The following is a 13,081-nucleotide window of genomic DNA, read 5'->3' as shown; positions in this document are numbered from 1 at the left end:
CCGTGGCCGAGCCGACGGTGGGCGCCGCCCGATGACCGCCGAGACTGAACCTCTGCCGCCCTGGCCCACCGAACCCCCGCACCATGGGCGGGTGCTGCTGCGCGAGGTGCGCGAGTCCGACGTCGTGATGGCCCGCGAGCTGTCCACCGACCCCTACGTGCCGCTGATCGGCACGCTGCCGGCCCACGCCAGCACGGAGGAGCTGCTCAACTGGGTGCACCGCCAGCAGTCTCGGCATGCCGAAGGGGCGGGTTTCGCCTTCACCATCGCCGACACCGACGACGCCCCGGTGGGCCACTGCGGCCTCTGGCTGCGCCTGCTCGCCCACGGACGCGCCACCGCCGGCTACGCGCTGGCTCCCTCGGCACGAGGAAGCGGGCTGGCCGGAGATGCGCTGGCCGCTCTCACCCGCTTCGGCTGGAGCCTGGAGGGCCTGCATCGGATCGAGCTGCTCATCGAACCCTGGAACACCGCCTCGGTGCGCACCGCCGAACGTGCCGGGTACGTGAGGGAGGGACTGCTGCGCAGCCACCAGGAGATCGGAGGCCGACGGCGGGACATGCTGCTCTACGCCGCCGTCCGGGACGACGAGGTCACGTCCGGCCGCCGCTGACGGCCCAGCAGCGTCGGCCGTGGCGCATGCCCATGAGAAGCAATGGCCACACACGGGGGCCAGCGGCAGGGCTGCGGCGGGTCAGGAGCTGGTCAGTGCTCCGTCCCTGACGCTCCGCGCGGAGTAAGATGTCCGGGCACGCACGAAGGCCCCTGATCTGGAATCTCTTCCGATCAGGGGCCTTCGTCTTCTCGTTGCGGGGGCAAGATTTGAACTTGCGACCTCCGGGTTATGAGCCCGGCGAGCTACCGAACTGCTCCACCCCGCGTTGACTTGTCCTACTTTACCGGTGCGTGAGCGGCATGCAAAATCGAGACGAACGATCCAGGGGTGATCTGCGTCTCCTCGGCCATGGAGCCGTGACGCTCCAGGTCAGCGTCCGGTACCGTCGGTCCCTCAGCGCCCCGCGACCCGACCGGAGCCCTCATGATCTTCGACCTTCCGATCCACCCGCTGGTGGTCCACGCCGTGGTGATCCTCGTGCCGCTGGCCGCCCTGCTGCTCGTGCTGGCCGTCTGTGTGCCCCGCTTGCGCGGAGTCTGTGGCCCGCTCGGAGTGATCCTGGCCGTGCTGGGCGCGATCTCCGCCGTCGTCGCCGACCAGTCCGGCTCGATCCTGACCGACTACGTCGGAACCCCCGAGGAGCACATCCGCTGGGGGCTGCCCACGGTGTACTCCTCCTCCTCGATGGCGCTGACCGCCCTGCTGTGGTTCTTCATCCGCCACCGAGTCGCCCGGAGCGTCTTCGGAGTGCTCACGATCCTCAGCGCGATCGCCGCAGTGACGTTCACAGTCCTGGCCGGACACAGCGGCGCAGAGGCGGTCTGGGGCGGCCTGACCTGACCGGACATCGCGCCGTCCTCGAGTGAGGGAGTCCGGCCCCGCAGGTGACCGCCCCGGACACAGACGACAGTGGGGCCGGTCCCCTCTTCAGGGAACCGACCCCACCGTCCTGGGCCGTGCTCAGCACCTCAGCTCCCGACTCCGACGGCCCGATCACGGGACGCCGCGCCGGAGGAGGATCAGTCGCCGGCGATCGCTTCCTCAGCCGCCAGGGCGTCCTCCACTGCCTGCTGGAGCTCCGCCTGGGCTTCCCCGTAGGCGGCGAAGTCGCCGTCCTCGAGGGCCTGCTGGGAGTCCTGCATAGCCTCGTTGGCGCGCTCGAGAGCGTCAGCCAGCTGCTCCTCCGGAGAACCGGTCGGCGCATCCTCCACCGTGGGGTCGTCGTCCTCGGTGGCCTCGTCCTCGTCATCCTCGGTGGTGGCCTCATCCTCAGTCGGGGACGGAACGTCCTCGTCCTCGGCCGTGGCGTCGTCCTCCACAGGTGCTTCCACTCCCTCGTCGACGGCTTCACCCTCGACTCCGGCACCTTCGGCCGCTTCGGCACCGGCGTCTCCGCCGAAGACCTGATCCAGGGCCTCCCCGAGGCTGTCGGCGAAGCCGACCTCCTCACCGTAGGAGACCAGCACCTTGCGCAGCAGCGGGTAGGCGGTCGTACCGGTGGACTGGACGTAGACCGGCTGCACGTAGAGCATTCCGTCTCCGGCCGGCAGGGTCACCATGTTGCCGTTGATGACCTCGGAAGCGCCCTGACGAAGCAGGTTGAGCTCCTGGGAGACCTCGGCGTTGGAGTCGAAGTTCGCCTGCGTCTGGCCCGGTCCGGGGACCGCGGTGTCACGCGGCAGCTCGAGAAGCTGTAGGCCGCCGTAGTCCTCGGCCTTCTCCCCGTCCTCACCGGTGCCGGCGTCGCCGTTGGCTGCCAGGAAGCCGTAGAGCACATTGCGCTGCTGGGCGCCCTCGGTGATCTGCGGGATGAAGGTGGAGGTCAGCGAGAACTTCGGCTCGTCCTGACCCGGCATCTGCAGGGTCATGTAGTACGGCGGCTGGTTGACAGTGCCGTCCTCGACGGTCGGGTCGTCCGGGACGGACCAGGCGTCGTTGTTCTCGTAGAAGGCGCCGGGGTCCGTCACGTGGTAACGGCCCAGGAGCTCGCGCTGCACACGGAACATGTCCTCCGGATAGCGGACGTGATCCATGAGCTCGGCGCTCATCTCGGAGTAGGGCTCCAGGGACTCCGGGAAGACGTTCTCCCAGGCCTTGAGGATCGGATCCTCCTCGTCCCACGCGTAGAGGGTGACCGAGCCGTCATAGGCATCCACGGTGGCCTTCACCGAGTTGCGCATGTAGTTGACCTGCCCGGAGAGGACCTGCCCGCCCTGGGTCAGGGCGTCGGTGGTGGCCGACTCCAGCTGCTGCTCAGCGGAGTACGGGAAGTTCTCCGAGGTGGTGTAACCCTCCACGATCCACTGCACGCGGCCGTCGACGATCGCCGGGTAGATGTTCTGGTCTACCTCAAGGAACGGCGCGACCTTCTCCACGCGCTCCCGCGGGTGACGGTCGTAGAGGATCTGAGACTCCTCGTTCATGTCGCCCGAGAGCAGGATCTCCGGGGACTGGAACTGGATCGCATAGATCACCCGGTTGAGCAGGTTGCCCACCGAGGGACCGCCGTCGCCGGAGAAGGTGTAGACGGTGTCCGCATCCGAGTTCGCCGACGCCGGACGGTCCAGCTCCATCGGGTCCGCACCCTCTGGAGCCCCCGCGATCGAGAAGTCGGTGGTGTTCTCACCGAAGTAGATGCGCGGCTCGTAGTCCTCATCACTGGCCAGGTCGCCCTGGGTGGGGATGTCCTGCAGGGTGAAGTCCGGGCGCCCCTCCGGCGAGACCGCCGAGGCGTTCGCTGCGACGAGTCCGTAGCCGTGGGTGTAGATCAGGTGCCTGTTGACCCAGGAGGCGTCGTCGGCGACGTTGACCTCTCGGGCCGAGATGACCGTGTCCTCGTTCTCGCCGTCGATCTCGTAGCGGTCGAAGCTCAGCGTGTCACTGAAGGCGTAGTACTGACGGAACTGCTGCAGCTGGCCGAAGGCCGCCGACACCAGGTTCGGGTCCAGCAGGCGGATGTTCTGGATGTTGGCCGCGTCCTCGGCCAGCGCACCCTCTGCGGCCGAGACCTCGGCGTCATAGCCCTGCTGCTCGATGTCCTGCAGCCCGTAGGCGTACCGGGTCAGCTCCATGTTGCGCTCGATGTACTGGCTCTCCAGGGTGCGCTCCGAGGGACGCACCTGGTACTCCTGCACCAGGAACGGGTAGACCGCACCGCCGACGATGGCGGTCACGATCAGCATGGCCGTACCGATGATGCTGAACCGCCAGCGGCCGGTGACCGCGGTGACGATGAAGATGCCGGCCACCAGCACTGCGGCCACCGCGAGGATCGCCTGAGCCGGGATGACCGCGTTGACATCGGTGTACATCGCGCCAGCCCAGTTGCCGTCCTGGCTGGTCAGGGTGCCGTAGCGGTCAAGCCACCAGTTCACACCCTGGAGCACGACGAAGACCGCAGCGGTCACGGCGATGTGCCACCGGGCGGCCTTCTCGATGACGAACTTGCCGCTGGGCTCGATGCGGATGCCGCCATAGAGGTAGTGGCAGATGATGCCGGCGATCCCAGCCACCAGGACCGCCGAGATCAGGAATCCGTTGATGAAGCCGAGGAAGGGCATCGTGAAGACGAAGAACGCGAAGTCCAGGCCGAACTCCGGATCGGTCATCCCGAACGGCTCCTGGTTGAAGAACAGCAGCACGTCCTCCCAGGCTCCCGAGGCGGCAGTCCCGGCGAAGAAGCCCATGAGGGCGGGCAGACCGATCATCAGCAGCCGGCGCATGGACGTCAGCGTGTTCTGATACCGCTGGATGGACTCGTTCATCTGCCGGTCCAGGGTCTGCGGCCGGCTCCGGAACGCGAGGAACAGGCTCAGCCAGACCAGCGAGCCCATCACCACGAAACCGGCGGCGAAGATGCCCAGCCGGCTCAGGCGCTCGGTCCAGAAGATCTCCGAGTAGCCCAGCTGGTTGTACCACATGATCTCGGCATAGAAGCCGGAGAAGATGACGAACGCGCCGATCAGCAGCGCGATGATGATGATCGTTAGCGTCAGCGCCGACGGACGGCGCGGCCCGCTGCGCTGACTGCGCTGCGGACCCCCGCTCCCTCCGCTGGAACCTCCGCGGTCGGAGCCGCCGTCGTCGGAGCCGCCCGAGCCGAACAGGCCGGAGCCGCCGAAGGGGTTCGTCGAACCGAATCCCTGGGAGAAACTCACATCTACCCTCTCTTCGTCCCGGTCAGGGCCGTCGGTGCTCGGCCTGCGCGGGACGTTGTGCTGTTGTGCTGGTCTGCTGGTGGAGTTCTGCGCTGGTGTGTCTGAACGTCTGTGTGCTGCACGGGCCCGGGGCTTCCCGGACGTCAGCTCCCGCAGCTCTCGAGGGATTCGAGGAGCGCATCGTCCGCGTCCCTCACCGCCTCGACGACCTGGCGGGCCTGGTCCACGTCGTCGACGCCGTGGACCTCCAGTCCGCGCGGGACCCTGCCCTCGAGCTCGGCGCAGTTCTCGCGCGGGACCAGGAAATGATCCGCCCCGGCGTCGCGGGCTCCGACGACCTTCTGCGCGATCCCGCCGATGGGGCCGACCGTGCCGTCAGGGTCCACGGTGCCGGTGCCGGCCCAGTCCTCCCCGCCGGTCATCGACGTCTCGGTCAGATGATCGATGATCCCCAGGGTGAACATCAGCCCGGCACTGGGCCCGCCGACGTCCTCCAAGGTGATCTCCACATCCACAGGGAAGTCGAAGTCGCCCTGGAGCAGGATGCCCACGTAGTAGTCCCCGTCGGCCTCCTGATAGGTGGGAACCTCGACGTCGAGGTCCTCACCATCTCTGGTCACCGTCAATTCTACCGGCTGACCTGCGGCGTCGTTCACCACTTCACGCAGGCCCTCCACTCCGGTGACGGGCTCGCCCTCGGCTGCGAGGACCTCGTCGCCGACCTCCAGCACGTCAGTGGTGCCGACGTCGGCGGCCTGCGGGGTGAAGTCGATGACGCGCAGGCGTTGGCTGTGATCGATGTCCAAGGCGTCCAGGGCCGCAGCGGTGGCCAGATCCTGGGAGCTGGTCATGGCGGCGGTGTTCATCTGCCGGACGTCCTCGGCGGTGGTCCCGGAGGGATAGACGAGCTCCTGCGGCATGACGTCCACGCTGGGGTCCAGCCAGCCCTTGATGACCTGCGGGACGTAGACGGTGGAGGTGGGGGCCCCGTTGACAAAGACGGTGGTCATGCTCAGCGCGCCCTCAGTGGGGTGGGTGTCCTGTCCGGAGATGCTGATCATCGGCTCATCCCCGAACTCGCCGATGGTGTTGAACACCGGCCCGGGCGCTTCAGTCAGATAGGGGGCCGGGGTGCCCAACAGCGCCGCGCCGAGCACGACGGCGCCCAGGCCGGCGCCCAGCCGCACGGTGCGACGCAGGGTCCAGCTGTGCGTGGGCCCGGGTGGAAGCGCGTCAGCCTCCCAGGGCGCTGGGATGGATTCTGCCGGTCCGGGCCGCTGCGCCGGGTCCCCACCGGCTGCAGCGTCTCCTGGGCGCGACGATTCCGACGGCCGGCCCGGGGATGTGAATCTTTCAGTCATAGTGATCCGGGCCATTGTCTCATCACGCGCCGACGACGGCGAACTCGGCCCACCAGGCGCTTCCTCCCTCCGCGAACTGGCCACACGGCGCACAGACAGCGCCGCACAGGCGGCAGTAGTCTTGGAGCTCCAGACCCATGCTGATCGACCAGTCAGGGAGCAGCTCATGAATGCCGACGATTCCGGACGCCGCGGCGGGAGCCGCGATGACGAGGGCCGTGACGACGAGGGCCGTGACGAGAACCAGGGCGGTGAGCCCCAGGACCCCATGGAGGAGATGTTCCGTCAGCTCTTCGGCGGCGGTGACGCCGCCCAGGGCCCCGCGACGCCCGGCCAGGGACCGTCGATCGGCTTCACCGGAACCCCAGGGCAGGGCGGTCCCCAGCTCCCCGAGGGATTCGACCCCGCGCAGCTGGGCCTGCCGCCGATGGACCCGCAGATGATGCAGCAGATCATGGGCCAGGTGCAGGCCATGTTCTCCGCGATGCAGTCCTCCTCCGAAGGCGACCGCCAGGGCCCCGTGAACTGGAACATGGCCAAGCAGGCGGCCCGACAGGCCGCCGCCGGGGATGACCCCAGCGTCTCCCCCGCCGAGAGCCGCGCCATCGACGAGGCCCTGCGCCTGGCTGACATGTGGCTCGACGGCGCCACCAGCTTCGAGTCGGTGGGGCAGATCGGCAAGGCCTGGTCCCGGGCGCAGTGGGTGGAGGAGACCTTCGACGCCTGGCGCCGGCTGACCGAACCGGTGGCCGAGTCCGTCTCCGAGGCGCTCTCCGGGGCGATCAAGGAACAGCTCGACGAGCAGGGCTCGGCGGTCCCCCCGGAGATGCAGGCGATGATGGGCGGCGCCGGCTCCGAGCAGATCAGCGGGATGATCCAGTCCATGGGCGGCATGGCCTTCGGCATGCAGCTGGGCCAGGCCGTGGGCACGCTGGCCAAGGAGGTCCACTCCTCCTCAGACATCGGCCTTCCTCTGGCCGGCCAGACCATGGCTCTGCTGCCCAGGAACGTCGAGGAGTTCAGCAAGGGCCTGCAGGTGGACAAGCAGGAGGTGCTGCTGTTCCTGGCCCTGCGCGAGGCCGCGCGGATGCGGCTGTTCGCACGCTGCCCGTGGCTGGAGCAGGATCTGTTCAACGCGGTGGCCCAGTACGCCGCCGGCATCCACATCGACATGAGCCGGGTCGAGGAGGCCGCCTCCCAGATCGATCCCACCAACCCGGAGGCCATGCAGGAAGTCCTGGCACAGGGTCTGTTCACCCCCGAACGGACTCCCATGCAGGACGCGGCGCTGACCCGCATCGAGACCACCTTGGCCCTGGTCGAGGGCTGGGTGGACGACGTCGTCGCCCAGGCGGCCGAACATCTGGAGTCGCTTCCGGCGCTGCGCGAGACGCTGAACCGGCGCCGTGCGGTGGGCGGCCCGGCTGAGGACACCTTCGCCGCCCTGGTGGGCCTGGAGCTGCGCCCGCGCCGCCTTCGTGACGCCGCCGCCCTGTGGGCTCATCTGCGGGAGACCTCCGGGATGTCCGGTCGCGACGAGGTGTGGTCGCACCCAGATGTGCAGCCCACCGAGGAGGACCTGGACGACCCCCACGGCTTCCTCGCCCGGCAGGCCGAGCGCGAGGCCGAATCGGCCCGCATCGACGAGGAGCTGCAGAAGCTGCTCGACGGCGGCTACGACGGTCCTTCGACATCGACTGGTTCCGACGGCCCCGGGACCTCCGACAGTTCCGGTGACTCCAGCGATTCCAGTGGCTCTGGTGACTCTGGTGACTCTGAGGGGACCCCGAACAGCTCGGACTGAGCCCGGCAGGGGCAGTCCGCGGCGGGTGGCACCGGTCGGGAACGGACCGTTCCGGTGCCGGCGTCGATGTGTATCACGGTGTCCGTCAGGTCCGGGAGCTGCTGCCCCGCCAGAAGCTCTCTGAGCTGCAGAGCCGCCAGGTGGGCGCACAACCCGGGCAGCGGCGAGCCGCCCGTCGATCGGGCCCCTGAGGGCGACGCCTCTGCTGTGCCGGGGCGATGACTCTCGAGGCAGGCAGGGCAGGGCGACGGGCCGGCTGCTGCGACCACCGGCCCGAGCAGCGCGCCCTGCTCCCCCACGCTGATCGGCAGCACCCGTGAGGTCTCCCGCAGCCGGGCCTGGAGCTGCTCCCGGGAGGGCCAGGACGCCCCTTCAGCACGCACCAGAACCTGCACATCAGCACCCTGGACACCGCCCTCGGCCGGGCACTCCAGCACGGCCGTCCCGTCAGCAGACGCGCGGAGCAGCTCGGTGAGAACCTCGGCCCGCCGGCGTCCACGGCGCCCTCTTCGGAGGCGTTCACCCTCGTCCTCCTCGGAGATCTCGGTGCCGTCACGCAGCACCACCGTCCCCACCCCCAGGTCCACCAGCAGCTCGGCCAGGCGGGCCCCGCAGTCACTGAGACCGTCCACGAGGACGCAGGACATGGCCAGCCGGGCCCGGCGCAGCTCGGCGGTGGGGGCGCCGTCGTCGCGCTGAAGCACCCCGTGGGTCCAGAGCTGCTCTACCACCTCGGGGGCGGCGGCCACCGGGACTCCACAGGCCAGGCTCTTGGTGGCGGCCAGGACAGTCTCGGCGTCGCCATCGACCAGCACGGAGGCATCTCCGGCCTGCAGGCGCACAGTGGCCTCGTCGAGCACCGTGGCGATGGCGTCCGGCGGCAGCCGATAGATCAGAGCAGGTGTCGTGACGTCCATGCAGACATGGTGGCAGAACTCGGCCGTGGGCATCCGGAGTTATCCACAGGCCGCAGGGTTAGACTCTTCGCGCACTGGGCTCTGCTCGCCTGAGGATCTGCCCGCCTGATCCCGGCCTGATCCCCGCCTGATCCCATGTCCCGCCCGAGACCCCTCCAGGAGGACCGATGCCTCGCAGCACCACCCGCCGCAGCGGCTCCGGCGGCCAGCCGGCCGAGCAGACGATCATGGTGGACGGTGCCGAGGTCCTGGTGATCCGTTCGCCCCGGCGGACACGCACCGTCACCGCTGACCAGGTGGACGGACGGCTGCGGCTCAGAGTGCCGTCCCGGCTAAGTCGGACACAGGTGGACGAGCATGCTCGAGCCTTCCAGCAGAAGCTGAAGCGCCGCTCTGCCCAACGCCGGCGCAGCGACGACGACCTCCTCCGCCGCGCCAGGGAGCTCTCCCGGCAGCACCTCGACGGCATCCCGGAGCCCACCAGCGTGGTGTGGTCCACCCGGCAGTCGACACGCTGGGGCTCCACGACCTCCACTGACGGCACGATCAGGCTGTCCGCGCGTCTCCAGGAGATGCCGCTGTGGGTGCAGGACGCGGTGCTGGTCCACGAGCTGGCGCACCTGATCGAGCCCGGTCATGGCCCCCGGTTCCAGGCGCTGGTGGCCAGATACCCGCGGACCCGGGAGGCCGATGCGTTCCTGGAGGGGGTCAGCTTCGGCTGGAACCACCCGCGGTGAGCCGATGGTGAGCCTCCGTCGCGCTCCGGATCACGTCACGGGCATGGGCAGGCCGGCGCGACGTCAGCCGCGTCGTGCCTCGGTGGCCTCGCTGAGCACCGACTTGAGCGCCTCGCCGTGCTTCTCCAGCTTCCGCTCCCCCACCCCGGGGACCTCGAGCAGCTCCGCGTCAGTCCGGGGAAGCCGCTCGGCGATGACCTCCAAGGTGGCGTCGGTGAAGACCACGAAGGCCGGCACGTCGAGCTCCTTGGCGTGGGCGGAGCGCCAAGTGCGCAGGCGGGCGTAGAGCTCCTCGTCATAGCGTGCGGGGCAGTCCTCGCAGCGCCGGCGCTTGACCTCCGTCCCGGTGGTCAGCACCATTCCGCAGGTGGTGCAGGTCGCCGTCTTCCGCTTCGCACGGGAATTGGGATTCACCGCGCCCGAGGACGGTGCGATCTTCCGGGTGGGCTCCTCCAGTCCGAGCTCCCGGCGCAGCGGACGCAGGAACCGGGAGGGGCTGCGCCGGCCGCGGCCGCCCGAGTGCCGGGCCTGCGCGGAGGACATGTAGAGATGCTTGCGGGCGCGGGTGATGCCCACGTAGAGCAGCCGCCGCTCCTCGTCGACCTCCCGCTGGGTCTTGGCGAAGGTGATCGGCATCAGGCCTTCGTTGAGCCCCGCCAGGAACACCGCGTCCCACTCCAGCCCTTTGGCCGAGTGCAGTGAGGCCAGCGTGACCCCTTCGACAGTGGGGGCGTGCTGGGCAGCGGAGCGCTCGTCCAGCTCGGAGGTGAACTCCCGCATGGTCAGGGTTTTGCCGAGCGCCTCCCTGCCGGCGTGGATCTGGTCGGCGAGTCCGACCAGCGCCGCCATCGACTCCCAGCGTTCCCGCACTGCTCCGGTGCCCTCGGGGGCCTCGCGACGCCAGCCGTGGGAGGAGAGGATGTTCCGCACCGTCTTCGGCACACCGTCCTCACCCTCCTCCACCAGGGAGGAGGTACGCAGCGCGGCGAGCGCCTCGCGGACTTCGCGGCGGGAGAAGAACCGCTCCGAGCCACGCAGCTGATAGGAGATCCCCGCCGAGGTCAGCGCCTGCTCGAAGGCCTGGGACTGCCCGTTGGTGCGGTAGAGCACCGCCACCTCGCTCAGCGGCACGCCCTTCTCCTGCAGGGCGCCGATCTGCTCGGTGATCCAGCGGGCCTCGGCGTCGTCGTCGGCGTGCTGGGTCACCGAGGGGGTGGGGCCGTGCTCACGCTGGGAGATCAGCCGCAGCGGGTCCGGCCAGGAGGGCGCGTACTCGCCCTGGGCCTGCAGCTGGGTGCGGATCCGCGCCTGTTCCCGGGTGCGGTCGGCCAGCAGCACGTTGGCCATCTGCACCACCTGAGGGGTGGAGCGGTAGTCGCGGACCAGCCGGACCACCGTGGCCTCCGGGTGGCGTCGGGTGAACTTCAACAGGTAGTCGGGGGTCGCACCGGTGAAGGAGTAGATCGTCTGGGAGGCGTCTCCCACCACGCACAGCTCCTCGCGGCCGCCGAGCCAGAGGTCCAGCAGGCGCTGCTGCAGCGGGGAGACGTCCTGGTACTCATCGACCACGAAGTGCCGGTACTGCTGGCGGACCTGGGCGGCGACCCGCTCGTCGTCCTCGAGCATGCCCACGGTCAGCAGCAGCACGTCCTCGAAGTCGATGAGGTGCTTGTCCAGCTTCACGTCCTCATAGGACTGGTAGAGCTTGGCGAAGGTCCGGAGGTCCACTCCCCCGGGCGGAGGGCGGTCCCCGGCGAGCTCCAGGTAGGAGTCGGGGGTCAGGGTGGAGACCTTGGCCCACTCGATCTCGGAGGCGAGGTCGCGCAGGGCGGCCCGGTCAGTGGTGATGTGCAGGCGCCGGGCGGCCTCGGTGAGCAGCCGGACCTTGTGGTCGAGGATCTCCGGCATGACCCCGCCGATGGCCATCGGCCAGAAGTACTGCAGCTGGCGCAGGGCCGCGGCGTGGAAGGTGCGGGCCTGCACGCCGGGGGCACCCAGGGCGTTGAGCCGGGAGCGCATCTCGGCCGCTGCCCGGGCGGTGAAGGTGACCGCGAGCAGCCGGTGAGGGTCGTAGACGCCGGCGCGGACCCCGTAGGCGATGCGGTGGGTGATCGCCCGCGTCTTGCCGGTCCCGGCACCGGCGAGGATGCACACCGGTCCGCTCAGGGTGCTGGCGGCCTGGCGCTGCTCCTCGTCGAGCCCGTCGAGGACCGCGTCCGGAGCCTGGGGGTCGGACGGGGACGAGGTCATCGCACTCCTCTGCTCCAGATGTCGACGTCGGGCAACGTGTCACCGTACCAGTGTTCGATCAGCGCCCGAGAGATCGAGGATCGGGGCGGGATGCCCACGTGCCCTCCGGCGACCTGCTCGTGGAGTTCGGTGCGGGTGAACCAGCGAACGTCGCGGATCTCGTCCTGGTCGGCACGGGCCTGGGTGTCCCGTGCGTGGGCGAGGTACCCGAGCATCAGCGAGCGTGGGAACGGCCAGGCCTGGGAACCGATGTACTCGACGCGCTCCACTGTGGCCCCTGCCTCCTCGGCGACCTCACGGACCACGGCGTCCTCCAGGGACTCGCCAGCCTCCACGAATCCGGCGAAGGTCGAGTACATGCGAGCGTCCCAGCGGGTGGCCGACCCCAGCAGAAGCGTGTCATCAGGGGCGACGACGGCGGTGATCACGGCCGGATCCGTGCGGGGGAAGTGCTCCGCCCCGCAGGCGGGGCACCGTCGCATCCAGCCCGAGCTGCGGATCTCCGTGGCGGAGCCGCATCGGGGACAGAAGGGGGAGGTGGCGTGCCAGTTCAGCACAGCGGTGGCCTGAGTGAGCAGCTCGGCCTCCAGGGCGTCGAGTTGCGCGCCGGCCCTGCGTAGATCAGCCCAGCGGACCGAGGGTCGGCCGTCTGCCTCGGTGGCGTCGGTCTCGCGGCGCATGACCCCGCTGTCCGCGTGGCCGGTGCGCGATGGAGCCGGTTCGCCGTCATGGGCCTCGCCGGGCGCGGGCACGGCTACCAGATGACGCGGTGACCCGTCGGCTGCCGTGCCGTCCGCACCCAGGTAGACGGCATCCGCAGGCAGCATCCCGTGCGGGGCCCGAAGGTCCAGTCGCAGGCGGGCGGGGCGGGACGGTGCGCCGTCCCGCCCGAGGGTTGCGACCGGAGCGTCCGATGCGACGGCCTCGTCCCGCACGGGCGCGCGGCCGTCGTCGAGCCGCAGGACACGGGTGCCCGGAGACTGCCACACCTGGGCGAGCCAGTCGGGGCGCTGGCGGTCCTGGTCGCGGCGGTCGATGCGCGGCCGGGACAGCGGGAGGTCGAGGACACCAGGTGCAGACTGCATGGATCTACCGTAGCGCTCACCGGTGACTGCTGAGGACGCGTCCGAGGAGGTCTGCCCTCTCCGGACCAGTCGGGCTCCCGGCGTCGGCCGGGGCGCCGCCCACGCGCTGTGGCAGGTATGACAGAAGTTCCGGAACACGGCGTGCCCTAGCGGA

At 69.7% G+C, this 13,081-nt stretch carries 8 protein-coding genes and 1 tRNA gene; 4 read left to right on the top strand and 5 right to left on the bottom strand.

The genetic code is table 11. The annotated features are described in order from the left end of the window. The first annotated feature begins 31 nt into the window (after positions 1 to 31). Entirely contained in the window at positions 32 to 613 is a 582-nt protein-coding gene (locus HNR09_RS11790; RefSeq protein WP_179542219.1) for a GNAT family N-acetyltransferase, read from the top strand. Positions 614 to 807: 194 nt separating this feature from the next. Here HNR09_RS11790 and HNR09_RS11785 read toward each other — a convergent pair. Continuing rightward, a tRNA-Met gene (locus HNR09_RS11785) sits at positions 808 to 881 on the bottom strand. 158 nt (positions 882 to 1,039) lie between these two features. Here HNR09_RS11785 and HNR09_RS11780 point away from each other — a divergent pair. Next, a complete protein-coding gene (locus tag HNR09_RS11780; protein WP_179542218.1) occupies positions 1,040 to 1,456 on the top strand; it encodes a DUF2231 domain-containing protein in 417 nt (138 codons plus the stop codon). Between the two features lie 179 nt (positions 1,457 to 1,635). Here the strand turns inward: HNR09_RS11780 and HNR09_RS11775 are convergent, their stop codons facing one another. Beyond that, positions 1,636 to 4,773 (bottom strand): UPF0182 family protein, encoded by a 3,138-nt coding sequence (locus tag HNR09_RS11775; protein WP_179542217.1) that lies wholly within the window; start codon positions 4,771 to 4,773, stop codon positions 1,636 to 1,638. A gap of 143 nt (positions 4,774 to 4,916) precedes the next feature. Continuing rightward, entirely contained in the window at positions 4,917 to 5,960 is a 1,044-nt protein-coding gene (locus tag HNR09_RS11770) for a YlbL family protein (RefSeq protein ID WP_343047529.1), read from the bottom strand. Between the two features lie 340 nt (positions 5,961 to 6,300). On the opposite strand from HNR09_RS11770, the gene HNR09_RS11765 reads away from it, so the two are divergent. Continuing rightward, complete coding sequence (locus HNR09_RS11765) at positions 6,301 to 7,938, top strand: zinc-dependent metalloprotease (protein WP_179542215.1); 1,638 nt, start codon at positions 6,301 to 6,303, stop codon at positions 7,936 to 7,938. Between the two features lie 1,084 nt (positions 7,939 to 9,022). Continuing rightward, positions 9,023 to 9,592 (top strand): M48 metallopeptidase family protein, encoded by a 570-nt coding sequence (locus tag HNR09_RS11760; RefSeq protein ID WP_246348810.1) that lies wholly within the window; start codon positions 9,023 to 9,025, stop codon positions 9,590 to 9,592. Positions 9,593 to 9,655: 63 nt separating this feature from the next. Here the strand turns inward: HNR09_RS11760 and HNR09_RS11755 are convergent, their stop codons facing one another. Next, complete coding sequence (locus tag HNR09_RS11755; protein ID WP_179542214.1) at positions 9,656 to 11,842, bottom strand: ATP-dependent DNA helicase UvrD2; 2,187 nt, start codon at positions 11,840 to 11,842, stop codon at positions 9,656 to 9,658. Beyond that, complete coding sequence (gene nudC / locus HNR09_RS11750; protein WP_179542213.1) at positions 11,839 to 12,927, bottom strand: NAD(+) diphosphatase; 1,089 nt, start codon at positions 12,925 to 12,927, stop codon at positions 11,839 to 11,841. The genes HNR09_RS11755 and nudC overlap by 4 nt, the downstream gene beginning before the upstream one ends. Between the last annotated feature and the right edge of the window lie 154 nt (positions 12,928 to 13,081).

It is taken from the genome of Nesterenkonia xinjiangensis, from assembly GCF_013410745.1.
GTDB classification, from domain to species: Bacteria; Actinomycetota; Actinomycetes; order Actinomycetales; family Micrococcaceae; genus Nesterenkonia; species Nesterenkonia xinjiangensis.
The sequence above is the reverse complement of the archived record's forward strand: the minus strand, read 5'-3'. Positions and strand labels throughout refer to the sequence as shown.